The sequence below is a fragment of the Rhodococcus sp. NPDC056516 genome, from assembly GCF_042794655.1.
Classification (GTDB): Bacteria; Actinomycetota; Actinomycetes; order Mycobacteriales; family Mycobacteriaceae; genus Rhodococcus_F.
The window spans coordinates 411,720-437,649 of record NZ_JBHTTG010000002.1 but is presented as its reverse complement, the minus strand read 5'-3'; the positions used below and the strand labels follow the sequence as shown (position 1 = coordinate 437,649).

General features: G+C 62.3%; 26 protein-coding genes and 6 tRNA genes. 19 read left to right on the top strand and 13 right to left on the bottom strand.

The window, feature by feature from the left end:
• Nucleotides 1-42: 42 nt before the first annotated feature.
• Genes ACFQ6Y_RS07070 through ACFQ6Y_RS07060 form a run of 3 tightly spaced genes read left to right on the top strand, consistent with a single transcriptional unit; the run spans nt 43 to nt 1,740 of the window.
• Nucleotides 43-516, top strand: a complete 474-nt coding sequence (locus ACFQ6Y_RS07070) for a YbaB/EbfC family nucleoid-associated protein (RefSeq protein WP_378630549.1) — start codon at nt 43-45, stop codon at nt 514-516.
• Nucleotides 509-820: a hypothetical protein gene (locus ACFQ6Y_RS07065; RefSeq protein WP_378533320.1), complete on the top strand. Its 312-nt coding sequence runs from the start codon at nt 509-511 to the stop codon at nt 818-820. The genes ACFQ6Y_RS07070 and ACFQ6Y_RS07065 overlap by 8 nt, the downstream gene beginning before the upstream one ends.
• Nucleotides 820-1,740 (top strand): hypothetical protein, encoded by a 921-nt coding sequence (locus ACFQ6Y_RS07060; protein ID WP_378630547.1) that lies wholly within the window; start codon nt 820-822, stop codon nt 1,738-1,740. The genes ACFQ6Y_RS07065 and ACFQ6Y_RS07060 overlap by 1 nt, the downstream gene beginning before the upstream one ends.
• A gap of 56 nt (nt 1,741-1,796) precedes the next feature.
• On the opposite strand, the gene msrB is transcribed toward ACFQ6Y_RS07060, so the two are convergent.
• From msrB to ACFQ6Y_RS07040, 4 genes are read right to left on the bottom strand one after another with little or no spacing between them, the layout of a single operon-like run.
• Nucleotides 1,797-2,228, bottom strand: a complete 432-nt coding sequence (msrB, locus tag ACFQ6Y_RS07055) for a peptide-methionine (R)-S-oxide reductase MsrB (RefSeq protein ID WP_378533315.1) — start codon at nt 2,226-2,228, stop codon at nt 1,797-1,799.
• 9 nt (nt 2,229-2,237) lie between these two features.
• On the bottom strand, nt 2,238-3,521 hold the full coding sequence (locus ACFQ6Y_RS07050; RefSeq protein WP_378533313.1) for a glycosyltransferase family 87 protein: 1,284 nt from the start codon (nt 3,519-3,521) through the stop codon (nt 2,238-2,240).
• A 60-nt stretch (nt 3,522-3,581) separates the two neighbouring features.
• The gene (locus ACFQ6Y_RS07045) at nt 3,582-5,135 is read right to left on the bottom strand and encodes an alpha/beta fold hydrolase (protein WP_378630544.1); all 1,554 of its coding nucleotides are present in this window, start codon (nt 5,133-5,135) and stop codon (nt 3,582-3,584) included.
• Nucleotides 5,136-5,154: 19 nt separating this feature from the next.
• Nucleotides 5,155-5,904, bottom strand: a complete 750-nt coding sequence (locus ACFQ6Y_RS07040) for a pyrimidine reductase family protein (protein ID WP_378630542.1) — start codon at nt 5,902-5,904, stop codon at nt 5,155-5,157.
• A 43-nt stretch (nt 5,905-5,947) separates the two neighbouring features.
• On the opposite strand from ACFQ6Y_RS07040, the gene zapE reads away from it, so the two are divergent.
• Nucleotides 5,948-6,964 (top strand): cell division protein ZapE, encoded by a 1,017-nt coding sequence (gene zapE / locus ACFQ6Y_RS07035; RefSeq protein WP_003942629.1) that lies wholly within the window; start codon nt 5,948-5,950, stop codon nt 6,962-6,964.
• A 12-nt stretch (nt 6,965-6,976) separates the two neighbouring features.
• Here zapE and ACFQ6Y_RS07030 read toward each other — a convergent pair whose 3' ends face one another.
• Both ACFQ6Y_RS07030 and ACFQ6Y_RS07025 read right to left on the bottom strand, forming a co-directional pair.
• The gene (locus ACFQ6Y_RS07030) at nt 6,977-7,510 is read right to left on the bottom strand and encodes a GNAT family N-acetyltransferase (RefSeq protein WP_378630539.1); all 534 of its coding nucleotides are present in this window, start codon (nt 7,508-7,510) and stop codon (nt 6,977-6,979) included.
• 67 nt (nt 7,511-7,577) lie between these two features.
• Entirely contained in the window at nt 7,578-8,774 is a 1,197-nt protein-coding gene (locus ACFQ6Y_RS07025; protein WP_378630535.1) for an MFS transporter, read from the bottom strand.
• 116 nt (nt 8,775-8,890) lie between these two features.
• Between ACFQ6Y_RS07025 and ACFQ6Y_RS07020 the strand changes: the two genes are divergently transcribed.
• Together ACFQ6Y_RS07020 and ACFQ6Y_RS07015 are read left to right on the top strand one after the other, a co-directional pair.
• Nucleotides 8,891-10,276, top strand: coding sequence for a GH1 family beta-glucosidase (locus tag ACFQ6Y_RS07020; RefSeq protein WP_378630531.1), 1,386 nt, complete (start codon nt 8,891-8,893; stop codon nt 10,274-10,276).
• A gap of 197 nt (nt 10,277-10,473) precedes the next feature.
• The gene (locus ACFQ6Y_RS07015) at nt 10,474-10,953 is read left to right on the top strand and encodes an alpha-isopropylmalate synthase regulatory domain-containing protein (RefSeq protein ID WP_166809520.1); all 480 of its coding nucleotides are present in this window, start codon (nt 10,474-10,476) and stop codon (nt 10,951-10,953) included.
• Between the two features lie 146 nt (nt 10,954-11,099).
• Here ACFQ6Y_RS07015 and ACFQ6Y_RS07010 read toward each other — a convergent pair.
• The 5 genes from ACFQ6Y_RS07010 to ACFQ6Y_RS06990 all read right to left on the bottom strand — a co-directional run bounded on the left by ACFQ6Y_RS07010 (nt 11,100) and on the right by ACFQ6Y_RS06990 (nt 11,603).
• Nucleotides 11,100-11,174, bottom strand: a tRNA-Val gene (locus ACFQ6Y_RS07010).
• 16 nt (nt 11,175-11,190) lie between these two features.
• A tRNA-Gly gene (locus ACFQ6Y_RS07005) sits at nt 11,191-11,266 on the bottom strand.
• 92 nt (nt 11,267-11,358) lie between these two features.
• Nucleotides 11,359-11,433, bottom strand: a tRNA-Val gene (locus ACFQ6Y_RS07000).
• Nucleotide 11,434: 1 nt separating this feature from the next.
• Nucleotides 11,435-11,505, bottom strand: a tRNA-Cys gene (locus ACFQ6Y_RS06995).
• 25 nt (nt 11,506-11,530) lie between these two features.
• Nucleotides 11,531-11,603, bottom strand: a tRNA-Gly gene (locus ACFQ6Y_RS06990).
• A 293-nt stretch (nt 11,604-11,896) separates the two neighbouring features.
• Between ACFQ6Y_RS06990 and ACFQ6Y_RS06985 the strand changes: the two genes are divergently transcribed.
• The 10 genes from ACFQ6Y_RS06985 (at nt 11,897) to trpS (ending at nt 21,547) form a co-directional block, all read left to right on the top strand.
• Nucleotides 11,897-11,968: transfer RNA gene (locus tag ACFQ6Y_RS06985), tRNA-Val, on the top strand.
• Between the two features lie 186 nt (nt 11,969-12,154).
• Nucleotides 12,155-12,607: a TIGR02611 family protein gene (locus ACFQ6Y_RS06980; RefSeq protein ID WP_230817236.1), complete on the top strand. Its 453-nt coding sequence runs from the start codon at nt 12,155-12,157 to the stop codon at nt 12,605-12,607.
• A gap of 132 nt (nt 12,608-12,739) precedes the next feature.
• Entirely contained in the window at nt 12,740-14,797 is a 2,058-nt protein-coding gene (gene thrS, locus ACFQ6Y_RS06975; protein WP_378630525.1) for a threonine--tRNA ligase, read from the top strand.
• Nucleotides 14,794-15,348, top strand: coding sequence for an HIT domain-containing protein (locus ACFQ6Y_RS06970; protein WP_264614478.1), 555 nt, complete (start codon nt 14,794-14,796; stop codon nt 15,346-15,348). The genes thrS and ACFQ6Y_RS06970 overlap by 4 nt, the downstream gene beginning before the upstream one ends.
• A gap of 81 nt (nt 15,349-15,429) precedes the next feature.
• On the top strand, nt 15,430-16,107 hold the full coding sequence (pgsA, locus tag ACFQ6Y_RS06965) for a phosphatidylinositol phosphate synthase (protein ID WP_378630520.1): 678 nt from the start codon (nt 15,430-15,432) through the stop codon (nt 16,105-16,107).
• Nucleotides 16,104-17,006, top strand: a complete 903-nt coding sequence (locus ACFQ6Y_RS06960; RefSeq protein ID WP_378630515.1) for a phosphatidylinositol mannoside acyltransferase — start codon at nt 16,104-16,106, stop codon at nt 17,004-17,006. Before pgsA ends, ACFQ6Y_RS06960 begins: the two co-directional genes overlap by 4 nt.
• Nucleotides 17,003-18,130: a glycosyltransferase family 4 protein gene (locus tag ACFQ6Y_RS06955; protein WP_378630510.1), complete on the top strand. Its 1,128-nt coding sequence runs from the start codon at nt 17,003-17,005 to the stop codon at nt 18,128-18,130. Before ACFQ6Y_RS06960 ends, ACFQ6Y_RS06955 begins: the two co-directional genes overlap by 4 nt.
• The gene (locus ACFQ6Y_RS06950; RefSeq protein ID WP_378445867.1) at nt 18,127-19,149 is read left to right on the top strand and encodes an NUDIX domain-containing protein; all 1,023 of its coding nucleotides are present in this window, start codon (nt 18,127-18,129) and stop codon (nt 19,147-19,149) included. The genes ACFQ6Y_RS06955 and ACFQ6Y_RS06950 overlap by 4 nt, the downstream gene beginning before the upstream one ends.
• A gap of 171 nt (nt 19,150-19,320) precedes the next feature.
• Nucleotides 19,321-20,229, top strand: coding sequence for a pyridoxal 5'-phosphate synthase lyase subunit PdxS (gene pdxS, locus ACFQ6Y_RS06945; protein ID WP_003943338.1), 909 nt, complete (start codon nt 19,321-19,323; stop codon nt 20,227-20,229).
• Nucleotides 20,230-20,470: 241 nt separating this feature from the next.
• Nucleotides 20,471-21,547 (top strand): tryptophan--tRNA ligase, encoded by a 1,077-nt coding sequence (gene trpS / locus ACFQ6Y_RS06940; RefSeq protein WP_378630506.1) that lies wholly within the window; start codon nt 20,471-20,473, stop codon nt 21,545-21,547.
• Nucleotides 21,548-21,557: 10 nt separating this feature from the next.
• Here the strand turns inward: trpS and ACFQ6Y_RS06935 are convergent, their stop codons facing one another.
• The gene (locus ACFQ6Y_RS06935) at nt 21,558-22,031 is read right to left on the bottom strand and encodes a RidA family protein (protein WP_378630501.1); all 474 of its coding nucleotides are present in this window, start codon (nt 22,029-22,031) and stop codon (nt 21,558-21,560) included.
• A gap of 163 nt (nt 22,032-22,194) precedes the next feature.
• Here ACFQ6Y_RS06935 and ACFQ6Y_RS06930 point away from each other — a divergent pair, with 163 nt between their 5' ends.
• From ACFQ6Y_RS06930 to ACFQ6Y_RS06920, 3 genes are all read left to right on the top strand, one after another.
• Nucleotides 22,195-22,617 carry an NUDIX domain-containing protein gene (locus ACFQ6Y_RS06930; RefSeq protein WP_378630497.1) on the top strand — a complete coding sequence of 141 codons (423 nt, stop codon included), beginning with the start codon at nt 22,195-22,197 and terminating at the stop codon, nt 22,615-22,617.
• 129 nt (nt 22,618-22,746) lie between these two features.
• Nucleotides 22,747-24,273, top strand: a complete 1,527-nt coding sequence (locus ACFQ6Y_RS06925) for a DUF222 domain-containing protein (RefSeq protein WP_378630492.1) — start codon at nt 22,747-22,749, stop codon at nt 24,271-24,273.
• 129 nt (nt 24,274-24,402) lie between these two features.
• A complete protein-coding gene (locus tag ACFQ6Y_RS06920) occupies nt 24,403-25,224 on the top strand; it encodes an acyl-CoA thioesterase II (RefSeq protein ID WP_019748291.1) in 822 nt (273 codons plus the stop codon).
• Between the two features lie 32 nt (nt 25,225-25,256).
• On the opposite strand, the gene ACFQ6Y_RS06915 is transcribed toward ACFQ6Y_RS06920, so the two are convergent.
• Entirely contained in the window at nt 25,257-25,925 is a 669-nt protein-coding gene (locus ACFQ6Y_RS06915) for a hypothetical protein (protein WP_378630487.1), read from the bottom strand.
• Nucleotides 25,926-25,930: the final 5 nt, after the last annotated feature.

Sequence of the window (25,930 nt, the reverse complement as noted above, 5' to 3'; positions counted from 1 at the left end):
GCCTGAATCAGGTGTCACGATCTATCGAAGGTGGGGGCCATCGTGAGTGCAGCGGATGTTGGTTCGATGCGAGGGCAAGTCGAAGTTCTTCGGGCCCAGATCGATTCGATGCAGGACGTTCTGTTGGAGCGAACGCGATCGCTGGCGGACTTGCAGGAGAGGATCGCTCGATCCGCGGCGAGCGCGCGTTCGAGTGACGGCTGCGTGGAAATCGTCGTGGACGCTTCGGGGGCAATTGTGGGAGTTACCCTCGCGGGGAGTTCTTACGGCAAGCATTCGCCGGCAGCACTGGGGAATCTGATCCTGGCTACGGCCACCTCTGCGGCAGAAGACATGCGCCGACAGGTTGCCGAGATGACGAAGCCGTTCACGGAGGCGGCCGGAATCGACTTGCCGGACCTGGTCCCGGGTGTGCTCGGATTGCGCGAGATTTTCGAGCCTCGTCCGAGCTCCACACCGGTCACCGGCGACGAACACTGGGACCGCACCGTTCTGAGGAGCTCCGGCAATGTCTGAACTGGGTGTGGACGTGGCCGCGATGAAGAGTGCTGCACCAGCCTTCGCGGTGGTCGCTGCCGATCTCGACGAGGCTCGGAGCGCTCTCGACGCAGTGGTCGCCGCCGAAGAGGGTTGCTGGGGAGGCGACGAGTTCGGAACCACTTTCTCGGGCGCATATCTTCCCGGTTCGGCGTCAGCGGTTGGTGGGATGTCGCTGGTCGCGGGCGCGATGCGCGAATTGACCGCCACGCTGATCGAGATTGCCGATCGTTTCGAATCGATCGACTCCTCGCTCGCCGACGACATGGCGGGTGGGCTCTGATGGGACTCGAGATTCCGGGCTGGTTACAGGCGGTTGCGTCGGTCGCGGTAGGCAGCGACTGGCCGCAAGGAGACGAAACGGCACTGTGGCGATTGGGTGATGCCTGGTCAGGTGCGGCCGATCAAATCGAGGCTTCGGCCGCTGCCGGTGGTTACGGATTGCAGGCCGTACTGGCATCGATCGACGGTCAAGCCGGCGACTCGTTGTCTCGGTATTGGTCGGAGGCCGGCGGAGTTGCGGAGGTCTTCGAGCGGTTGTCCTCTGCTGCAGCCGAACTGGGTCAATCGTGCACCGATACAGGCACGGACATCGAGTACACCAAACTGTCGATCCTCGCGGCGCTGAGCGCACTGGCGCTCGAAATTGCCGCCATGGTGGCGGCCGCTGTCCCGACGTTGGGTGTCAGTACCGCCGGGGTCGTGGCGGCTGAGATGGCAACAACCCTCGCTGTCCGAATGTTGTTGCAGCAATTATTGATACGAGTGATCGAGGCTGCGGCAGTGGAAGCTGCGGCAGCCGTCTTCTCCGGTCTCGCCATTCAACTGGGCCAGATGTCGATGGATCACCGCCAGTCGATCGACGGTGGCAAGGTCGTGACCGAAGGGCGCGACGGTTTCATCAAGGGGCTCGCGAACGCAGGATTGAAGACGGCGCCGGATCGTGTCGGGCCGGACCCGAACTCGCTTCCGACTGGTTCGAGGTTGCAGGAGATCGCGCGAGGCGCCTTCGACGACGCGGTCTCGGGAGCGTCCGCTGCGATCGTGACGAAGGAGGTCACGGGCGGCGACGCCTCACTGACGGACATCACTTCCGGCGCGATCGGTGGCGGGATCGGTTCCGTCAAAGACGGTCTTGTCGCTCGCAACGAGGACCTGAATGCGACCGGTCTGAGCCCGACTGCGCTGAACTGGGACTTCTGAGTCGAAGTCTCGAACCGTGGGCTACTCCCGTACCACGGGGGTAGCCCACGGACTGCTTACTCAGCAGGCTTGAGAACCAGCGAGATCGAGTTGATGCAGTACCGCTGATCGGTCGGCGTCGGGTATCCCTCACCCTCGAAGACGTGGCCCAGGTGGCTGTGGCACTTCTTGCAGATCACCTCGACGCGTCGCATCCCGAGGCTCACGTCTTCCTTCAGGATGACGGCGTCGGAGTTTGCGGGATCGAAGAACGACGGCCACCCGCAATGTGATTCGAACTTCTCCGTGCTGCGGAAAAGTTCGGCGCCGCACGCGCGGCAGGAGTACACACCTTCGGTGGTGGTGTCGGTGTATTCGCCCACGCCGGGCCGTTCGGTGCCGGCTTGCCGCAGAACCGCGAACTCCTCCGGCGTCAATTTTTCGCGCCACTCGCTCTCGGTGTACGTGACCTCAGGTGTGCTGTCGATGCCATCGTGTGAAGAACTCATGCCTCCACGCTAATGCTTTGTCGCCGTTTCGGCTTCGCCGGCAGGTGAGACGGCTGCGAGCGGGGGATCGAGGAGGTAGGCGGGATCGATTCCGCGATCCAAGCGACCTTCGCGACGCGCGACCAGATACCGGTATCCGAGGACACAGAAGATCACGATCAGCAGGAGGCTCCAGCCGAGGGTGCTCTTGGTGTATTCGGCGGCCCGACCGAACGTCGGCCAGCGGTTCGACCACCAACTGTCGAAAGTCATGAAGCCGTAGACGGCGAGCCAGGCCGGCCAGTTCCGCATGACCGAGTTCTTGAGCACCACGGACATCAGGAGCGGGAGCAGCATCATCGAGTAGTACATCTGGCCGAGCGAGGGCAGCAGGAACGATGCGGTCATGATCACACCGGTTGCGGTGGTGAGGAAGAAGAGTTCGTCGTTGCGGTAGTAGCGGTACAGAAGCCACAGAGAGACGGCGACCATGGCGGCCAACACGACGCGCAGCAGCAGGATCAACCATTCGGGCAGACCGAAGTAGGCGCCGTTTCCGACAATCGAACTGTTGAAGTAGTCACGCGATTCGAGAAGGTACGGCACGGTGCGGCGGACGAAGTCCATCGGATCCGACGCCAGTGGCCACGCCACGACGGTGAGAATGAACGGGATGCCCAGGGCGGTGACGAACACCTTCCACTGGCCGCGAACGAGTGGCAGCAGGAGCAGCGGCGCGAGAGTGGGTTTCACTGCGATGGTGAGCCCGATCGCGGCGCCGGCCCACAGATCCTTCTTGCGCATCAGCAGCAGGAGGAAGGCAATTTCGCCGAGCAGTACGAGCCCGTTGATGTTGGTGAACACCAATGTGTTGGTGACCGTCTCCGACATGAAAGCGCCGAGCACGAGAATCGGCGCGGCAATGGAACTGATCGTCAGGTCGAACAGGCGCAACAGCAGGTAGAGGGCCACGAGGATGGCGACGGCATTGACACCGATGAACAGCCACCGCGAACGCTCGGGATCGAGGATGGCCAGGGGCGCCATCAACAACGAACCCGACGGTGGGTACAGGTAATGGGGGTCTACCGAGTTGAAATCTGCGGTGTAGACGTCACGCCCGTTCCAGAACGCCAGCGCGGCGTTGTAGACCGGTCGGAAGTCATCGGTGATGGCGCCGTTGACTGCTGTGACGATGACACGATTGAGCACGGTCATCACGGCGATCGGCCACAAAACGAAGTTGACGACTTGTTGGGTTGTCCGCCCGGTACGCGGCTCGAGCTGTCGAAGGAACACTTCGGCACGGTACACCGGAGCAGGGTGTGATCGGGGGATGCACCCCTTTTCGGTCGTGGTGGACAAGCGCCCGAGTCAGGCCGGGCACACGCTTCCGTTGCTGGGCAGGGAGGCGTCGCTGAGGTAGAGGCGCATCGCCTGTTGAGCGCACGTCGACTGCGCCGCGGGATGACCCGCACCCTGCCAGTCCAGGGTTGCGAAGCGCGACCCTGCGTTAGTCACGACGCCGGTGACGGTCGAGAGTCCGGAGTTCCCGACGGCCGGGTCACCCTGACCGCTCAGCACGAGGACTGGGGGCTTCAACTGATTTGGCAGGGGAGAGTTGGCGGTCGACGGCCAGCTGGCGCATGCGAGCAATCCGAGCGCGGCTTCTCGACCGAATACCGGATAGTTGGTGCCCCACGTGTCCGCCAGTTCGCGGACACGCCCGATCCCCGGCCACTGCATACCGTCGGTGCACCGTCCGATGAACTGGCCGTCGCCGTCCACCTCGTTCTCCGCCCGGGCGGCGCGCTCCCGAATCGGTGAAGCGTTTCCGGTACCGAGCGCGGTCAGAGCATCGGCGAGTGAGCGGGTTTCTTGCTCACGATTGGTTCCGGCTGTCCACAGGCTTGCCGAAATCGCGTTAGACACTGCTGCGGCGGACAGTGGTTGGAATTCATCGGCCCGAGCGCGTTCCATCAAGTCGGTGACCGCTTTTTTCGGATCTGGTCCGAGCGAGCACCCCAGCGCGACACATCGCTGGGCGAATGCCGCCAATGCCGCTTCCTCGCCCTGCACGCGGCTTTCGGCCTCGGTCGCAGCGTCAGTGGCCGCAGGAGCGGGAGAATCGAGGATCAATCTCGCGAGGTTGTTCGGGTGGGCTGCCGCATAGCTCAGCGCTATGTCCGAGCCGGACCCTGCTGACCACAGAGCGATGGTCTCGACGCCCCACCGTGTGCGCAAGGCGTCGATGTCCTCGGCTGCGGAGTCGGCGCCGAACTTCAGTTCTTGGGGGTCGAGGTAGTCCGTGCAGGCAATGGTGGCGTCGTGACCGAGGGCCGCGACCGCATCGGCGGCGTCACCGGTGGTGTCCGAGTCGAATTGGCCCAGATCGTGGAGTCCGCGCCGAATTTCCGGCGTCATGCAGTCGATTGCGGTGGACCTGTCGATTCCGCGGCGATCGAGGGCAACCACGGGATGTTCGGCGAGAACCGTGTTCAAGCCGGATGCGGCGAGCATGGCGAGCGAGTTTCCCGACGAACGATCGGTGCCGGATGTGAACACGATCGGGTATGCGTCGGCAGGCGTCGACGACGTACGAGCGCGGGTCAACCCGGCCGTGAAGTTGCCGTCGATGGCGCCGGTCACGTCGATGGGGGCACTGAATTCTGCGCATTCGAGGATGACTCCGGCGCTCGACGCTGCGAGAGCCTGGTCGGCGAGTGACGTGCCGGTGCAGTCTCGCCACGGTAGGTCGTCGGTCGGGACGCCAGGGACAGCCGGCGGCGCATCGGGCGACGGGCCGTCGCTCTGGGCAGGGCTGCCGTCGGTGCGGCCTTCGACCGCGACGGCGGGCCGAAGCGACGGTCCGGCGCCGCACGCACAACACGTCGCGAGGACGACGGCCATCAAAGCAACTCTGCGCATGCCGACCAGAGTGCCAGGTTCACCGACGTGGCTGCTGACGAACCCATCGAGTGAGGATCGTGCCGTCCGAATCGCCGAGGATGTGCGCGGGACGCATGGCTGTGGGCATTGCGTTGGGGGAGAGTGAGATTCGGCCGACTTTGCTCCCCACCAGTTGAGGTGACGTGGTGATGCAGAGCTCGTCGACGGCATTGTCCTCGATCAACTGCCCGAAAAGTGACGGTCCGCCCTCGCACAGCACACGACGGAGCTTGCGAACCGACAAAGCCCTGTCGATGTCGCCGCTGGTGACGTTCGGCGAGTCCGTCACCTCCACCTGCGCTCCGGCAGATCTCAGCGCCGAAATTGACGCGGAGTCCGCGTCGCGACCGACGACAAGCATCGGTGGAACTTCGGTATCGCGAAGGAGTCGGCTTCCGGGGTCGATCGACGCGTGCGCCGAGACGACCAGGATCGGTGGCACCGGAGCAAGGCCGCCGGCCGTGCGTCGGGCCCGGGCTGCGTCCGAGATCTGCACACCCCCGTAGTTCTCGGCTCGCGCTGTGCCTGCGCCGACCACGACGACGTCACAGAGTTCGCGCAAGATCCCGAAAACCGACTTGTCTGCAGGTGTGCCAAGTCCACCGCTCACCCCGTCGACGGAGACGCACCCGTCGATGCTGGAAACGAAGTTCACGCGCATCCAGGGTTGCGAGAGATTCTCCGGATAGGCATACAGGCTGCGGAGCTCGTCTTCGTGGCCTGGTGTGAAGTAGGTCGCAATATCCATACGGTGCACATGAGAGATCACATCACGTAGATACCCTTGACGGATGCATGAACGTCTTGTCGATCGCAGCCCGGTGGTACCCGCCGATCAACTGGTAGCTCAAATGGTGCCTCCCGCAATGTTCGACGAGGTGAGTTTTGCGTCCTACATTCCTGATCCGAAGGAACCGAGCCAGGCAGCTGCTGTCGCCAAGGCCGAGGAATTCTCCAAGCGCGTCACCAAGATCCGTAGTGGTGGACGCCGTGGACTGTTCGGCAAGAAGACCCAGGCGACCGGCGCCGGCCTGTACCTCGACGGTGGATTCGGTGTCGGTAAGACGCACTTGCTGGCATCGATCTTCCACAGCGTTCCGTCGCCGAAGGCGTTCGGAACCTTCGTCGAGCTGACACACGTCGTCGGCGCTCTCGGCTTCAACAAGGCTGTCGAAGCGCTCGCCGACCACAGCGTTCTCTGCATCGACGAATTCGAGCTCGACGATCCGGGCGACACCATGCTCGTCTCCCGCCTCCTCTCGGAGCTTTCCGCGCGCGGCGTGTCCATCGTCGCGACGTCGAACACGCTTCCCGGCCAGCTCGGTGAGGGTCGCTTCGCCGCTCAGGACTTCCTGCGCGAGATCAAGAAGCTCGGCTCGATCTTCGAGACGATTCGCGTCGACGGCCCCGACTACCGTCACCGTGACCTCCCGCCCGCGCCGGAGCCCATCTCGTCGGAGGAATTGGTTTCTCGGGCCGACGCCATCGACGGCGCCACGCTCGACAACTTCGACGAGCTGTGCAAGCACCTCAGCACCCTGCATCCGTCGCGGTACAACAAGCTGGTCGAGGGTGTGAAGGCCGTCTTCATAGACGGCGTCCACCCCGCAACAGATCAGTCGGTTGCACTGCGCATCGTGGTTCTCGCCGACCGCCTGTACGACGCGAGTATCCCGGTCACCGTCTCCGGCGCACGCCTCGACGAGATCTTCACTCCCGAGATGCTCGCCGGCGGGTACAAGAAGAAGTACCTGCGCGCGACCTCGCGTCTGCTCGCACTTTCTCGTTTCGAGGTCGCGGCCGGCTGATCGGCACGCCCGTCAGCTGACGGGGCGCTCCATCACGAAATCGTGGTGCAGTTGTGCGCCCACGAGGAATGTCTTCGTGCCGACCTGGGTGAAACCGTGCTTGGTGTAGAACTTCTGGGCACGCAGATTTTCCTGATTGACACCCAGCCAGATCCCGGCACTTCCGCTGCGTCGTGCATGGTCGACAACCGCGTCCATCAAGGATGCTGCCGCGCCGGTTCCGTGGTTTCCCGGAAGCACGTACAACTTGCTCAGTTCCGTCGTCGGGCGAAGTGTCACAGCAGCTTTGACGTCCGGATCGGCGGGCTCGTCGTCGACGAGCATCGCGTAGCCGACGATCGAGCCGTCGCGAATGACCTTGAGAACGGTTCGTGTCGGGTCCGTCAGATACTCGGAGAACTTGTCGACCGAGAGAACGTTGTCGATGAAGGCACTGATGTCGTCGTCGGATGCGTCCGGCGGACAAGCCAGCGGAAACGTCACCGCTGCCACGTCGGCGATTGCTTCGGAATCCCAGATTCCGGCCCGGTCAACGGTGATCGTCACTTCAGTTTCTACCTCTCGCGCACATGATTCGGTTGATCAAGTACACCACCTTCGTCGAGCGTGATGCTCAAGCGGCGTTCTCGGCGACCGGCGTCGTGGCTCGTTTCGGTGCGAACGCGGGAGCAAGGACTATCAAGATCGCGCAGAACGCCAGCGGAATCAGGAACCCGATTCGAAGGTCACTGAACGCAGCGACTGCGCCGACGATGCCACCACCGACCACGGTGCCGACGTAGTTGAAGAGGTTGATGCGTGCGATCACCGCGTCGACCTGATCCGGGGGAGCCATCCGGCCGGCGGCGCTGAAGCAGATCGGAGCGATCACCGGTACCCCGAGTCCGACGATGAGGAAACCGGCGATGGCAACGGCGGGAGATTGCGCGAGCACAACGACTGTCATACCGACTACGCCGATCAGAGAGCCGATCCGCACGACGGTGGTCTCACCGAACTTCCCGACCCAGTAGTCGCCGGTCAGTCGTGCGATCAGTGCGGCGATTTGGTACGCCGCCACGGACAGGGCAGCGGTCCCGGCGTCGGCGAGCAGTTCGTCCTTGACGTAGAGAGTCGACCAGTTTCCGACGCTGAAGTCGACCGCGTAGAACAAAGCCATCGCGACGCCGAGGAGGACAAAGGCGCGGGTAGGGACGGTGAACTTCGCGGTGCTCGTGATGTTTGCATCGGCAACCGGAGACTCGGACCGATCCAGCAGTTGCGGGCCGAAGGCCAGAAGCATCAGTCCGACAACAACTCCCGCGATCACCTGCGTCACGCGGATCGAAATGTCGAGACTTGCGGTTGCCGAGATGAAGAGAGCGCCGACAATCGCTCCGACGCTCCAGGAAGCATGGAACGAGGAGAGGATGAACCGGCCCTTGGCGTGTTGGATCGAGACCGCCTGCATGTTGGCGGCCGCGTCGACCATGCCGAGTCCGATGCCGTAGATCGCCAGGAAGACGAAGAACATCGCCGCGTTGGGCGCAATACCCGTTGCCCCACCGAAGACTGCGATGACGGCGAGTCCGGTTCGCAGAGTCATCTTGCTCGACGTCCGTACCGCCAGCATCTCGGCGAGCACGCTGCCGAGGCCGGCGATGACGGACACAGTGACAACCGCAACCACCACCAGCGTCTCGCTCAGCTCGAACAAGTCCTTGTACTGCGGAAGCTGCGTCAGAATGGCGGCGAGCAGAAATCCTTGAAGTCCGAAGGCCACCGAAGTGGCGATCCGGGCCCTCGTCAGGGTGCGGGTGTTATCCGTCATCAAGCAGGGCCTTTGTCTCGTTCGTTCGGTTAGGCCGAACGGTACTGGATCTTGATACTGGTCGAGTGTCCAACAAAGCTGCGTGTTTTGCACGGTTCTTTGATTAACTGACCGACATGACTCGGCAGCCGACAACAGAATTTCCGTCTTCCTTCGTCTGGGGAACCGCTACTGCGGCCTATCAAATCGAAGGAGCTGTGGCCGAAGACGGTCGCGGACCGTCGATCTGGGACGAGTTCTGTGACCGTCCCGGTGTAGTCGTCGGGGGCGACACCGGGACGGTCGCTGCCGATCATTATCACCGCTGGGAATCGGACATCGAACTGATGACACAGCTCGGGCTCGACGCCTATCGGCTCTCGCTGTCCTGGTCGCGAATTCTCCCCACCGGCTCGGGGACCGTGAATGCGAAAGGGCTCGACTTCTACGACCGATTGATCGATCGACTGTGTTCGGTCGGAATTACCCCCGCTGTCACGCTCTTTCACTGGGATCTGCCCCTCGCCTTGCAGGAGCAGGGCGGTTGGATGAACCGCGACACCTCGTATCGACTGGGGGAGTACGCGCAGGTCGTCGGTGAGCGACTGTCGGATCGCGTCGGAATGTGGATGCCGCTCAACGAACCGGTAGTGCACACGCTCTACGGCCATGCCCTGGGAGTTCATGCCCCGGGATTGGCCTTGGGGTTCGAGGCATTCCAGGCCGCGCATCACCAGCTGCTCGGGCACGGCCTCGCTGTCGAAGCGCTTCGGTCAACCGGGTGCACGAACATCGGAATCGCCTCCAATCATGCTCCGGTGCGGGCAGCTTCGGATTCCCCGGAAGACGTGATGGCTGCCGACATCTACGACCACGTCGTCAATTGGATGTTCGCCGACCCGGTATTGGTCGGAAAGTACCCCGCAGACGAATTTGCGCAGCTGCTCAGGGGCCCTGTCGACGAGGACTTGAAAATCATCGGGGCGCCGCTCGACTGGTACGGGATCAATTACTACGAGCCGACGATGATTGCCGCCCCAGTGGAAGGCCAGGGGACCGAGGGCGTGCTCGAGGTCGACCTACCGCCAGGCCTGCCCTTTGCTCCTGTCGCGATAACTGGTTATCCCACAACCGATTTCGGGTGGCCGATCGTTCCGGAAGGACTGGGCGAGATCTTGCGGACGTTCCACGCGCGCTTCGGTGATGCACTGCCGCCGATCTACATCACGGAAAGCGGATGTTCTTTCCACGACTCGCCGGATGCCGCGGGGATCGTCGAGGACGAAGCACGAATCGATTATCACGACGTGCACCTTCGCGCCCTCCGGTCGGCCATCGACGACGGCGTGGACGTCCGCGGTTATTTTGTGTGGTCGCTTCTCGACAACTTCGAATGGGCCGCGGGATGCAAGGAGCGATTCGGTCTGGTGCACGTCGATTTCGACACTCAGAAGCGCACACCGAAGACCTCTTTCGAGTGGTACCGCGCGTTGATCGCCGACCACAAGGCGGCTCAGGTCTGACCTGTGCGTAAGCGGTCTGGGTTGCTGTGCGGAAGCGGTCTGGGTTGCTTTATGGGACCAGGCCGCCTAGCCTCTTCTCTCATGAAGCGAATTCTCGTAGTAAGCCGCCGTAGCGGGGTCTGAATCGGACCGACCCCTCGCTGCGGGTCGTCTTGCTACCAGTTGGTCCTCCACTTCATTCCAGGAAGACCACGATCATGACTTACAACTTCGCCTTCGCTTCTGATTCTTCTTCTACGGCTGCTGATCCTTTCGCGGCGCGCCACGGAAAATCTCTGCCTGCCGGCCTGCGAGCCGAATGCTCTGCGATGTCCTGGACCGAGTTCGAGTCCACGTACGCGGCAATGAGCGGCCCGATCCGTCTGGGCGCGTGGTCATCCGAAAAGATTGCACCGGGTCGGTGGACCTTCGAAGCGACGCTCGGTCTGGGGGAGCGCATCCAGAAAGCGTCCGCCACCTCGACCGGCGCGATCTCGGCTATGACCTCGATGCTGCACGACGCGGGAATCTCGCTCGAGATCCTGTCTTTCCACCAGCACCAGATCGGTCACCGCACCGCGACGTTCATCTTCACCGAGTGCGACGGACGTCGGAGCTGGGCGATGGGTATTGCGGAGTCGTCCACGGAGTCCTCGTTGCGCGCGATGACCTCGGCAGCGAACCGCTTCTCTCACTGATCAGCTCCATCACCTTGATCAGCTACATCAACCGCAGTACTGACGTGGATTCCCGAGGGGGCTTGCGTCAGTACTGCGGTTGATGTGTTCGGCGCTCAAACGCAAAAAGCCGGAACCCTGAGGTTCCGGCTTCTTGCATTCTCAAATGGTGCGCGATACTGGGATTGAACCAGTGACCTCTTCCGTGTCAGGGAAGCGCTCTCCCGCTGAGCTAATCGCGCGGGTTCTGGAGAAAAATGGAGCGGACGACGGGATTCGAACCCGCGACCCCAACCTTGGCAAGGTTGTGCGCTACCAGCTGCGCCACGTCCGCATGAGCAATGAACTCCGTTACCGGAACTCAGTACTTTTCTAACTTATCAGACCTGCAAGCAGGCCTTGACCATCAGGCCCGAAGGCCTGACGTGGTGCGCGATACTGGGATTGAACCAGTGACCTCTTCCGTGTCAGGGAAGCGCTCTCCCGCTGAGCTAATCGCGCGAGGTGGAGACGGGAATCGAACCCGTGTGCACGGCTTTGCAGGCCGTTGCCTCACCACTCGGCCACTCCACCGTAAAAGGTTGAGTCACACCTCTCGAGCGGACGACGGGATTCGAACCCGCGACCCCAACCTTGGCAAGGTTGTGCGCTACCAGCTGCGCCACGTCCGCATCGCACCGTGTTGCTTGGGGAGCTGCTCGCTCTCCTCGGTGCGTTGGAAACATTAGCCGACCGTGTCGGATACACACAAATCACCAGCTCAGTGGCGTGTTCGGAGTCGAATCGGCCCGTCGCGCGCGTTGCAACTGTCCGTCTCGGCGATGAATACGGTCTGGAATCAGCTCGAATTCGTAGATTTCGGGGTCGCCTGGAGCAAAACGAATGCCAACCTGGTGATTCGTATTCATCGCGCAGCCGTGTTAATGTTCCAACTCGTTCGAGCGCATGCGTTCGGATGACTTACGGTCCCGTGGCTCAGTGGGAGAGCGTCCGCTTCACACGCGGAAGGTCGCTGGTTCGATCCCAGCCGGGACCACAGAAAACATTGAAGGCGTTCCCGATCATCGGGGACGCCTTCAGGCGTTCGAGAGCACAGTCGTTCGAGAGCACAGTCGTTCGAGAGCACAGTTATTTCGACATGCAGACCGTCGTCGCAGGTCGCCGGTCGACGATTTCGGTAGCCTGGTCGAAGAGACATTTCGCGACGGAAAAGGTGACCGACTTGAGTACCGAAAAGGTCGATTCTCCCGTCGACGATTCAGACCTGTCCGTCTTCCAAGACGCAGAGTCCCGCTGGGAGCGGTGGCGCGCTGGAATCGCCGCGCGGCCCACCCTCAATCTTGCGTACCGCATCGGCGTCGGAGTCGTAGGCGTGATCGTGCTCGCCGCAGGTGTCATAGCTATTCCGTACCCCGGCCCCGGATGGCTCATCGTGTTCGCCGGCCTGGGGATCCTGGCGTCGGAGTTCGCCTGGGCTCATCGACTCCTTCATTTTGCGAAGGCTCGATACGACAGGTTCATGGAATGGTTCGGCAAGCAGTCGCTGTTCGTCAAAGGGTTGGGCGTTCTGTTCACCACAGTGTTCGTCCTGGCGACTTTGTGGGTGCTCGGCACCTTCGGCCTGATCGGGACATGGGTAGGGCTGGACTACTCGTGGCTCGAGTCGCCACTGTGAGCTGAACGAGGTCGGTTTCCTTCACTCGGTTGTCTCGACATGTCGGTAGGGCCGATAACATGATCGTGCGCGTGCTTGCAGTGGGTACGACGCCTGCCTTAACTTGTCGCAATACCTTAGGAGCACATCGCCGTGACCAGTCCCGCGCCAGAGCACTCAGCCGCCCCACTTCGGGTGCCCGCGGGGACGACCGCCGGGACTGCAGTGCGCGAAGCCGGATACCCCACGAAGGGGCCCGACGTGATCGTCGTCGTGCGGGACGGCGAGGGAACGCTCAAGGATCTGTCGTGGACTCCTGATGCCGATGTCGACGTCGAGCCGGTCGCGGCATCTACCGAAGACGGTCGCAGCGTCATCCGACACTCCGCGGCCCACGTCCTCGCTCAGGCGGTCCAGAAGGAATTCCCTGATGCGAAGCTGGGCATCGGGCCGCCGATCAAAGACGGCTTCTACTACGACTTCGCGGTGGATCGTCCGTTCACTCCGGAAGATCTGACCAAGCTCGAAAAGCGCATGAAGCAGATCATCAAGGGATCGCAGCGCTTCTCGCGTCGAGTCGTCGATTCGATCGAGGACGCCCGGGTCGAGTTGGCCGACGAGCCGTTCAAGCTCGAACTCATCGACGACAAGTCCGGAATCGACGATCCCGAGATCATGGAGGTGGGTGGCAACGAGCTGACCATCTACGACAATCTCGATCCTCGTACCGGCGACAAGATCTGGTCCGATCTGTGCCGCGGTCCGCATATTCCGACCACCAAGCACATCCCGGCGTTCAAGCTGACGCGTAGCTCCGCCGCGTACTGGCGCGGAAATCAGGACAACGCCGATCTTCAGCGTGTCTACGGCACCGCGTGGGAGTCCGCCGAGGCTCAGGACGAGTACCTCGAGTTGCTCGCCGAGGCCGAGCGTCGCGATCACCGCAAGCTCGGTACCGAACTGGACCTCTTCAGCTTCCCCGACGAACTCGGCTCCGGTCTGCCGGTCTTCCATCCCAAGGGCGGCATCATCCGCACCGAGATGGAGAATTACTCCCGCAGCCGCCACATCGAGGCCGGCTACGAGTTCGTCAATACCCCGCACATCACCAAGGGCCATCTGTACGAGGTCTCCGGTCACCTCGACTGGTACCGCGACGGCATGTTCCCGGCGATGCACGTCGACGAGGAACTCAACGAGGACGGCACCGTGCGTAAGCCGGGCCAGGACTACTACCTCAAACCGATGAACTGCCCGATGCACAACCTGATCTTCCGTGCTCGCGGACGTTCGTACCGTGAATTGCCCTTGCGGCTCTTCGAGTTCGGCTCGGTCTACCGCTACGAGAAGTCCGGCGTCATCCACGGTTTGACCCGTGTGCGCGGCATGACTCAGGACGACGCTCACATCTACTGCACCCGTGAGCAGATGCGCGACGAGCTGACCACCACGCTGCAGTTCGTGCTGAACCTGCTCAAAGATTACGGCCTCGACGACTTCTACCTCGAGCTGTCGACCAAGAACCCCGACAAGTTCGTCGGTAGCGACGACGTCTGGGAAGAGGCGACCGCAACGCTCGCCGAGGTCGGCGAAGCTTCCGGCCTGACTCTGGTGCCGGACCCGGGCGGAGCCGCGTTCTACGGTCCCAAGATCTCCGTTCAGGTCAAGGACGCACTCGGCCGTACCTGGCAGATGTCGACCATTCAGCTCGACTTCAACCTGCCCGAGCGGTTCGAGCTCGAGTACACCGGCAACGACGGCGTCAAGACTCGTCCGGTCATGATCCACCGCGCTCTGTTCGGCTCGATCGAACGGTTCTTCGGCGTTCTGACCGAGCACTACGCCGGCGCTTTCCCGGCGTGGCTGGCGCCGGTGCAGGTCGTCGGAATCCCGGTGGCGGAGGCATTCGCCGATCACCTGTTCGACGTCACGAAGAAGCTCAAGGCTGCCGGTGTGCGCGCCGAGGTCGACTTCAGTGACGACCGCATGCAGAAGAAGATCCGCAACCACACCACGCAGAAGGTCCCGTTCATGCTCCTGGCGGGCGAGCGTGACGTGGAAGCCGGCGCAGTCAGTTTCCGCTTCCGCGACGGAACCCAGATCAACGGAATTCCCGTCGACGACGCCGTCCGGATCATCACCGAGTGGATCAGCCGTCGCGAGAATGCCTCGCCGACAGCCGAACTGGTGCAGCCAAGCGTGGCGCAGTGAGCGCCCCCGGTGACGAGGGACCAGGTTCGCTGATCGACCACGGCGTCGGCGACCCTGACCATTTGCAGCGCATTTGGTCGCCGCATCGGATGTCGTACATCACCGAGGCGCCCAACACCCCGGGTACGACGGGTGAGCCGTTTATCGACATCCCGAAGATGTCGGACGAAGAAGGGCTCATCGTTGCCCGCGGTGAGCATGTCTACGCGGTTCTGAACCTGTACCCGTACAACCCCGGGCATCTCATGGTGGTTCCGTATCGCAAGGTCGCGGCTCTCGAAGATCTGACGCCGGAGGAGAGCGCCGAGCTGATGGCGTTCACCCAGCGTGCGCTGCGGGTGATCAAGAGTGTGTCGAATCCTCACGGATTCAATGTCGGCCTGAATCTCGGTGCCGCTGCGGGCGGTTCGTTGTCCGAGCACCTTCACCAACACGTAGTGCCTCGCTGGGGTGGCGACGCCAACTTCATCACCGTGCTCGGTGGGGTGAAGGTGATGCCGCAACTGCTGCGGGAGACCAGGGGACTACTCGCCGGTGCCTGGCAACAATAGATCGATGCGTCCGGCTTCATGGCAGGATGCTGTGCTGCGACGAGTTCCAATCCGGAACTCACGACGGGGAGGTTTCCTGCGGTGTTGAGCTTCTTCGGACGCGAATCGGTGTCCAAGGTGACGGCACCTATGGGGAAGGCGCTGGTCAAGACCGGCCTGACGCCAGACGCGGTGACGGTGATCGGCACGGTGGCGAGTGTCGCCGGGGCGGTGACGCTGTTTCCGTCCGGACACCTGTTCTGGGGAACCATGTTCATTTGGTTCTTCGTCATGTTCGACATGCTCGACGGCGCCATGGCCCGCGCCCGCGGTGGTGGAACGCGTTACGGGGCCGTCCTGGACGCCACCTGTGATCGCGTGGCCGACGGTGCGATTTTTGCCGGCCTTGCGTGGTGGGCGGTCTACCACGAGAACAGCAAGTGGCTTCTCGTGGCGACGCTCATCTGCCTCGTCACCTCGCAGGTCATCTCGTACGCGAAGGCACGCGCCGAGGCGAGCGGGCTGACTGCCGACGGTGGTTGGATCGAGCGTCCGGACCGGCTGATCATCGTGTTGGTCGGATCGGGCCTTACAGGCATGGGTCTACCGTGGGCAATCCACATCGCGATGTGGGTACTTGCCGCCGGAAGTATCGTCACTGTCTTCCAGCGAGTGCTCGCGGTCCGCAATTCACCTGGCGCTCGGGAACTTCTGCCGATCGCCCCGGCCGCATCAACGGTCGAAGGTGAGTCGAACACCGACGGCGAGGCAGAGCAATGAGTTTTGCCGAGCGTGCAACCGATCTGGGATACGCCGCGGGTTGGCGTCTGGTCCGAAGCCTGCCGGAATCGGTGGCGGTCAAGCTGTTCGACGCCGGAGCGGATTTCGCGGTCCGCAAAGGCGGACCCGAACAACTCAGGAAGAACCTCGCGAGAGTTCTGGCGACGACACCGGAGGAAGTCCCGGATCAGCTGATCAAGGATTCGATGCGCTCGTATGCCCGGTACTGGCGTGAGGCGTTCCGTCTACCGTCGATGGACCTGGTCGCCACCGGTAAAGCATTGCATGCGCTGGTCGAGGGCCAGGAACATCTGGAAAAAGCGATGGCGGCAGGTCATGGCGCAGTGCTGGCGCTGCCCCACAGTGGCAACTGGGACATGGCCGGCGTGTGGTGCGTTCAGCAGTGGGGTGGATTGACCTCGGTGGCCGAGCGGCTCAAACCCGAATCCCTGTACGAACGGTTCGTCGAATATCGCGAGAGTCTCGGCTTCGAGATCTTCCCGCTCAGCGGCGGAGAGCATCCTCCGTTCGTCGAACTCTCCAAGCATCTGCGTGAGAACAAGATCGTGTGCCTGTTGGGGGAGCGCGATCTGGCGAAGAAGGGTGTGCCCGTCACGTTCTTCGGAGAACCCACTCGCATGCCCGCAGGCCCGGCGAAGCTCGCGATCGACACCGGAGCGCCGCTTCTACCGGTCCACTGCTGGTTCACTCCCGACGGGTGGGGTTTCAAGATCGACCCGCCGATCGACGTTTCCGGCGGCGTCGGCCGCGCCACGCAGGCACTGGCCGACCGATTCGCGGTCAACATCGCAGCGCACCCCGCTGACTGGCACATGCTTCAGCCGCTGTGGCGCTCGGATCTCTCCGAATCGCGGCTCGCCCGCATGGAGGGTGAATGAAAATCGGCATGATCTGCCCGTACTCCTTCGACGTCCCCGGCGGGGTGCAGGCGCACGTGGTGGATCTGGCCGAGGTGCTGATCGAACGCGGCCACAAGGTGAGCGTGCTTGCGCCGTCGTCCGACGACGACGAGTTACCGAATTTTGTGGTCTCCGCTGGTAAAGCCGTCGCGATTCCATACAACGGTTCTGTTGCACGGTTGTCCTTCGGCCCGACGGCGAATGCCCGCCTCCGCAAGTTCATCGCGGAAGGCGACTTCGACGTTCTGCACATCCACGAACCCAATGCGCCGAGTCTGTCCATGCTCGCGTTGCGTATCGCGGAGGGCCCGATCGTCGCCACCTTCCACACGTCGACCACGAAGTCGTTGGTGCTGAGCACATTTCAGGGTGTCCTGGCCCCGTATCTCGAGAAGATCAGTGGGCGGATCGCAGTCTCGGAGTTGGCGCGTCGTTGGCAGGTCGAGTCCCTCGGATCCGACGCGGTCGAAATACCCAACGGCGTCGACGTCGCAGCGTTTGCCGAGGCCGACATGTTGCCCGGCTATCCGCGCGAGGGTGGAACCATTCTGTTCCTCGGGCGCTACGACGAACCGCGTAAGGGGATGGCCGTCCTCCTCGGTGCACTACCGGAGTTGGTCGAGCGTCATCCTGATCTCGAAGTGATCGTGGTCGGGCGCGGCGACGAGGAAAAACTCCGCAAAGAAGCGGGCAAGTACTTCAAGCATCTCCGACTGCTCGGGCAGGTCAGCGACGAGGAGAAAGCGTCGGCGCTTCGTAGTGCGGACGTCTACTGCGCGCCCAACCTCGGCGGCGAGAGCTTCGGGATCGTGCTTGTCGAGGCCATGGCGGCCGGTACCGCCGTCGTCGCGAGTGAGTTGGACGCCTTCCGCCGTGTTCTTCGCGACGGCCAGGCCGGCTTGCTGGTCCCCATCGGGAACTCCGATGCCCTGGCCGAGGCAATCGATTCCGTTCTCGGCGATCCGGACCGACGCCGTGCTCTGGTCAACACCGCTACAAGTGTTGTCGCCGAATACGACTGGCCGGTCGTTGCCGAGCAGATCCTGCGTGTTTACGAGACCGTCACGGTCGGCGGCACCGGCGTTCGTGTGGTGGGATCATGACCTTTTCCGCTCTGACGATCTTCATTCTCGGACTTGTCGCCGCCGTCGTCTTGGTCGTCGGGCTGTGGGCCTATGGGACGGCGAATCGACTCGATCGGCTGCATGTGCGTTCGGATCAGTCCTGGTTGGCGCTCGATGCAGCACTGTCCCGCCGTGCAGCGGTGGTCCGCGCGGCGGCCGTGGACATGAGCGCCGACGACGCTCGCAGATTCGTCACCTTGGCGGACGCCGCTGAACGGGCAGACCGGCAAGACCGGGAACTCGCGGAGAACCGGTTGTCCAACGCTCTAGCCGCCTACGGCACGACGTCGCTGCGACCTCAACTGGTAGCCGAGCTGGCCGACGCCGAAGCGAGGGTGCTGATCGCCAGGCGGTTCCACAACGACGCTGTGCGAGACACCCTTGCACTCCGTACGCGTCGTCTTGTTCGCTGGCTTCACCTCGGTGGAACTGCGCCGCTGCCTCAGTATTTCGAGATCTCCGAGCGCACCACCGCGGCCGCGGTGCCCGAGGGCATCACCGTCGATACGTCGCGGACCTCCGCCCGTGTGGTGATGCTGGACGAGGACGATCGGGTGCTGCTGCTGCGCGGGCACGATCCTCAGATCCCGAACACGTACTTCTGGTTCACCGTCGGCGGCGGGCTCGAACGCGGTGAACATCTGCGGGCCGCTGCCGTTCGTGAGATCGAGGAGGAGACCGGATTCGTCGTGGCTCCGGAGAATCTGCGAGGTCCGCTCTGGCGTCGTGTGGCGATTTTCCCGTTCGACGGTGAGCTGATCCGTTCGGAAGAGCTGTTCTTCGCGACGCGGACTCACGGCTTCGAGCCGGTCTTCCAAGGCCATACGGAATTGGAGCAGCGCGCGATTACGGGCCATCGCTGGTGCAGTGCCGACGAGATCCGCCGACTGGCCAAGTCCGGTGAGCCCGTCTACCCGTTGGATCTGGCAAACCTCCTGGTGGAAGCGGCGACGATTGCGGACGGTACCGAGGATCCGGAAGTGCGCTCTATCCGCTGATCCATTCGGCAGATCAGGTGCCGCGGCCATTTAAGGCCAGCAATGGCAAATTGGATACGGAATCGAAGGCCGGTTCGTCCTAGAGTTCTGGCCAGAGGCCTCCGTGCGAATGAACTCGTGTGTTCGCCGTGCCTCGTTTCTTTTGTCACGCCACTACTGCAGGAGTTTGCTGTGAGCACCCCCGACTCTGCCCCCACCACCGCCATCGGCACCGCACGCGTCAAGCGCGGCATGGCTGAAATGCTCAAGGGCGGTGTGATCATGGACGTTGTCACCGCTGAGCAGGCCAAGATCGCCGAAGACGCAGGCGCCGTCGCCGTCATGGCACTCGAGCGGGTCCCCGCGGACATTCGCGCACAGGGCGGCGTCTCGCGCATGAGCGACCCTGACATGATCGACAGCATCATCTCCACCGTCAGCATCCCCGTCATGGCAAAGGCACGCATCGGTCACTTCGTCGAAGCGCAGATCCTGCAGAGCCTCGGCGTCGACTACATCGACGAGTCCGAGGTCCTGACCCCGGCCGACTACGCCAACCACATCGACAAGTGGAAGTTCACCGCTCCCTTCGTCTGTGGCGCCACCAACCTCGGCGAAGCGCTGCGTCGCATCAACGAAGGTGCCGCCATGATCCGCTCGAAGGGTGAAGCCGGCACCGGGGACGTCTCCAACGCCACCACCCACATGCGCACCATCCGTGGCGAGATCCGCCGGTTGACCTCGCTGAGCGAAGACGAACTGTACGTCGCTGCCAAGGAACTGCAAGCCCCGTACGAGCTGGTCGTCGAGGTCGCCAAGGCCGGCAAGCTGCCGGTCACCATGTTCACCGCTGGCGGCATCGCCACCCCGGCAGACGCTGCGATGATGATGCAGCTCGGCGCCGAGGGCGTGTTCGTCGGATCGGGTATCTTCAAGTCCGGCAACCCGAAGCAGCGCGCCGAGGCCATCGTCAAGGCCACCACGTTCTACGACGACCCGGACGTGCTCGCCAAGGTCTCGCGCGGACTCGGCGAGGCAATGGTCGGCATCAACGTCGACGACCTGCCGGTTGGGCACCGCCTCGCAGAGCGTGGCTGGTGACACCAGGTTCGACGGGCTCGGGATAGTTGTGTGAGACGGCGGTGGTTGCAGATGCAGCTACCGCCGTTTTCTTTCCTCGGTTCCCGTTGCGATCTAGTCACGTAACGGGAAGGCGATCTGCAAGCGGGTTGCTATTGTTTCCTGATGACTAGCATTCGACAGGCATGGTGGTGGCTGCTTCCGCAGTCCGTCTAATCATGTTCACGGGCTGTACGTAGCCCGTGAATGCCTTGCTCGGCATATGGATTCGTGCAGCCCCCAAAACAGGAGCTGTATCGTCGATTCTTTCGAGAGCACTCTTCGACGAAGCGCAGAACTCAATGTCGATATCGCTTCCAACCCGGAGCGATACCGCCTCATTTCGGGTGAACGACCAACCGGATCGTTGCATCTCGGACACTACTTCGGCACGATCATCGAGCGTGTCCGTCTGCAAGCACTGGGGATCGAAACATTTGTCATTCTTGCCGACTATCAAGTGATCGCGGATCGCGACGCGATTAGGCGAGTGCGCGAGAATGTCTATAGCGCAGTAATCGATTATCTCGCCGCTGGCCTCGACCCCCATTGCTCGACGATATTCACGCACTCCGCAGTTCCAGAGTTGAATCAATTGATGCTGCCGTTCCTGAGCCTGATCACCGAGGCAGAACTGCATCGAAATCCCACTGTGAAAGCCGAACACGACGCTTCGGGAAGAGCGCTCAGTGGTTTGCTTCTGACGTATCCGGTACATCAAGCCGCGGACGTGTTGTTCTGCAAGGGCAACTTGGTGCCTGTGGGCAAGGACAACCTCCCGCATGTGGAGTTGACGAGAGTTATTGCGCGCCGTTTCAACGATCGTTATGGTCGCGTATTCCCGGAGCCACAAGCCTTGCTGACTTCTGCTCCGGAAGTACCAGGTATCGATGGAAGGAAAATGTCGAAGAGTTACGGCAACGCGATCTCACTGTCGATGACGGCCGACCAGACAGTGAAGATGATCCGGAAGGCGCCGACCGACTCTGAACGGACGATCACTTTCGACCGCGCCAACCGTCCGGGGATATCTGCACTACTGACCACAGCGGCGCTGTGCCTGGGCAGGGACGAAGAGTCCCTTGCAGCTGAAGTTGGGAATGGTGGTGCTCGAGCGCTCAAGGAGCTCACCGCTACCGCGGTCAACGAATATTTCGCCGGCCACCGAATCCGTCGAAACGAGATCGCGGCCGATCCTGGGTTTGTTCACGGTGTCGTGAGAGCTGGTAATACCCGTGCCAGCGAGTTCGCGCGCCGAACCCTCGACGAGGTCCGGCGCGCGATGGGAACTACGTACTGATTGTTGGTCTTCAGACTTCGGAGACCTCGAACACGAATTCCACCTCGACGGCACTGTTCCGGGGGAGTTCTGCGACGCCGATCGCGGAGCGAGCGTGTTGTCCTGCGGTACCGAAGATCTCGGCCAGCAGGTCGGACGCACCGTTGATCACCTGGGGTTGCTGGGAGAATCCGGATCCGGAAGCAACAAATCCAACGACCTTGACGACGCGAACGATGCGGTCGAGCCCGACCAAGGCGTCGACGGCCGCGAGTCCGTTGAGAGTGCACAGCCGCGCCGCCTGAGCGGCGTCTTCGACGGAGACACCTTCACCCAACTTGCCGATGCACGTCGTGGTGCCGTCGACGAGCGGCAATTGCCCCGATGTGTAGACGTATGCCCCCGTGTGAACGGCGGGGAGGTAGGAGCCTGCCGGGGTAGCGACCGGCGGGAGCGTCAGGTCGAGTGCGGCAAGTCGTGCGGTCCAGGTACTGGCGTCGTTCATCGAGTTCCTCAATGGATTCTTTTGTCTGGGAATGATGTTCGAGTCTGTCATCGGGAGTCTCGGCAAGTCCAAGTCGTATTTGCGCCCACCTCATCACTTTTGGTGATATTCGCCGTCGTCGGAATCTAAATGGTGTTCGAATTGGCCACCTAAACTGTGTCGTATGTCGTCAATTCGTAACATCTCACTGGGGATACCGCTCCGTTCCGGTCACGTACTGGTGCTCGACGGCACGGACTCTGTCACGGGTGAGAACTTCCATCGATTGATCGGTGGCGGTATCGAGTTCGGTGAGACGGCCGAGGCAGCGCTGCGACGCGAGTTCGCGGAGGAACTCGGCGTCAGGTTGGGAAGTGTCGAGTTGCTCGAGGTCGTCGACAACATCTTCGAGTTCGAGGGGCTACTTGGGCATGAGATTGTTCACGTCTTTGCAGTCGACTCAGCTGACATCGATGCGTTTTCGCTCGACGTGCACCTCCGTGTCCTGGACGAAGGTAGTCCAGTCCACTGGGTGTTGGCAGGTGGGTCCGACCGCCCTATCTATCCGGCCGAAGTCGCCCGCATTATCAACGCTCTGGTTCAGTAGTGGAATCCGTTGCCGGAACAAGAGTGGCCGCAAAGGCCGCTCCGCAACAATTTTCGGTCAATCGGGATTCTTCGGACTGATTTCTGGAAACTGTAGATGTTCGAACATAGTTTCGAATATTGTGGAGCAATGTTCGATGACGGAGTAGGAAGTTCGAGTGCCGCAGCGCAGCTGTTCGGTGCTGAATCCGACTGCGCCCTCATCGATCTCATCGCCGAACTGCATGCGCGTGAGTCGATGCTCGTGGAACGGAAACTCGCTGCCGTTGCCGAGTTTTTCGAGCGTCGCAGCGCTGAACACTCCGATGCCGGCGCGTGGTCGTCCACCGCGCACGAACTAGCTGAGGCCGAGCTCGGCGCCGCGTTGACCATGGGCCGTGCCGCGGCGGGAAAGTTGATCGGCCTCGGCTTTTCTCTGAAGACTCGACTCCATCGCACGCGTGCCGCTATGGCACGCGGAGAACTGGATTTGTATCGAGTCGGATTGATCGACTCCGCTACAGCCAATGTCGATGACGATTTGATAGACGAGGTGGAACGCCAACTCCTCGAGAAGATTTCAGCACCACCGATACATGGCGGTACCGGGTTGACCGGCCGCCGATTGACGGCGGCCATCGACCGAATCGTCGCCGTGGTGGATCCGGAGGGGATGCGGGAGCGTCGACGCCGCGCCCTGGCTGACCGATTCGTAGGCGTGAGCGCCGCAGAAGACGGAATGGCGCGGATCTTGGGGAGTATTCCGGCGGAGGACGCACGGGCTTTCGACGGTCGGTTGCGGGAGTTGGCGATGTCGGTGTGCCGACACGATTCCCGTAAATACGAGCAGCGACGAGCCGACGCCTTGGGAGCGTTGGTAGCTGGGTCGACAATTCTGCCGTGCGACTGTGGCCGGGCCGACTGCCCACAAGTCCGCAGCGGGATTGTTGTGGTGCGTCGGCCGTTAGTGCACGTGGTCATGGTGGAATCCGCGCTCCAGGGCGGTGACTCGCCAGGTACAGACGAACCCGCTCACCTCGACGGATACGGAGTGATCAGTGCAGAGCATGCGCGTGACATCGCCGCGGGTGCGTTGATTCGGAAGGTGAAGGTACCAGCCGATGCGGCGCTCGAGTCTGCCGATGAGGGCGAGCCAGTACCTTCGCCTGTAGTTCCGTCGCCTGTAGTTCCTTCGGCGATGGTGTACCGCCCGGGCGCTGTCCTAGACACGTGGGTGAGGGTGATATCGGGTAGCTGTCAGTGGTTGCACTGCGATGTCGCGGCATGGAATTCCGATCTCGATCACACCGAACCTTTCGATCATCGCGATCCAGCACGCGGTGGAAAGACCGTGGCCTCGAACTTGAGTGCCTATTGTCGAAATCATCACCGCCTCAAGCATTCCGGTCAGTGGGTGCACAGCTCGAATCCGGACCGGAGCGTCACCCTGACGTCGATTACCGGACATTGTTACCGAACTCGGCCGTCAGGTCTGCTGGCAGGAATGCTCGAGCCCGTACTGCCCGAGGGTGGTCGGCGTCGACGTACACGTTTGGAGAACAAGGCGGCCCGCGTGCGGGGTGAACGCCGGCGCCAGCGGATACGGATGCACCTGCGGGTGAAGAAGAAGGTCCAGAGGAGGACCGTCGATCGAGGAGACGATCCATCGCCGTTCTGAATAGATGCGCCCCGTCGCTCAGTGTTTTCGGGTGCCCAGTTTTCGGATGCCCACTTTGGTGGCCGGGGCTGCATCAGGCATTGTGTGAAGGTCGGTAGACGTCGGTACACGGGAAGATGTGGGGCATCGATGGCGAGGATCGAAGAAATTCTGGAGTTGGAACGCCTCGAGCGTGACATCTTCCGAGGAATCATCGCGGAAACCACCCTGACCCGTACTTTCGGCGGCCAGGTCGCCGGCCAGGCATTGGTGTCGGCAGTACGAACGGTCGATCCGGCCTATTCAGTTCATTCGTTGCACGGATACTTCCTGCGTCCGGGAAATCCGATGGAACCGACCGTCTTCCTGGTGGATCGTGTTCGCGACGGACGATCGTTCGCGACTCGCCTGGTCACCGGAATCCAAGACGGACAAGCCATTTTCACGATGTCTGCATCCTTCCACGTCCAGGACGAAGGCATCGAGCACCAGGACGAGATGCCGCCCGTCCCTGACCCTGAAACGCTGGCCATCGCCCAGGATTCGGAGGACCCCGAGACCGCATGGTTGGCTCGCGAGTGGTCCGACTGGGACCTGCGAATGGTGCCGAAGGCAGACATCAACAAACGTCCGGGCGCTGCCGCACAGCAGCAAGTGTGGTTCCGTTCCCGCGAGGCGCTCCCGGACGACCCGGTATTTCACGTCTGCACGCTCGCATACATGAGCGACATGACGTTGCTCGGCTCTTCTCGCGGCCCCCACATGGATGTCGCCATGCAAAGCGCGTCGCTCGATCACGCGATGTGGTTCCTGCGGCCGTTCCGGGCCGACGAGTGGCTGTTGTACGACCAGACGTCGCCTTCGGCGGGCTTCGGCCGGGCACTGACGCAGGGGCGCATCTTCGACAGCCGAGGAAACATGGTTGCCGCGGTCGTCCAGGAAGGCCTGACCAGGCTCTATCGCCCGAAGTGAGATCAACCGCAGTGAAGTCAACCGCCGTGAAATCAAACGCGGCGAGACCGCACCGCAGGCCGGGGCGGATGGTCGTATCTGACCTCGAAATCGACCTCCTCGGACACTTCTGATCGGTGTTCGAGGAGTGCCTCGACGGTCCACCGATCCGCCTCCGGTGTGTGCCTCCGCATGGCCGCTTCGCTCATGTCCAGGCGGACGGTGATGTCGAACTCCAGTCCGCGCCCAAGCAACATCGGGCCGGCGATCACGATGACCGCGCGCTCGTGGACAGGGATACGGGTCGAGCGAGCCGAGCGATCAGTGGTTTCGTCCCAGAGTTTCGGCAACAGCGTTCGTTTGGCGCGGGCCGCGGTGATCACTTCACGATCGAGTGCCGGGTAGTCGAACCAGATGGTGCGGTAACTCAGCGCATCCTCGTGACCGAACTCGTATCGCAGCGACGCCGGCCGCACGTAGTCGTGCAGTGACACAACGGCACTCGGCCTGCTGTGCGACTCGGTTGCAACCCCGACCAGTTCCGCGAGCCGCGACGGTTGCGCACAATCAGGTCCGTCGATCGCTACTACCGCCACCGATGGAAACGATCCACTCAGCGTTGCGATCTGCTCGGCCAGATCGAGGGGAGTGGACGGGATGAATGTACTCACGCCCACCATGGTGCCGTGCCCGCTCGCCAAGGCGATATTGTGAACCGTCATCGCGC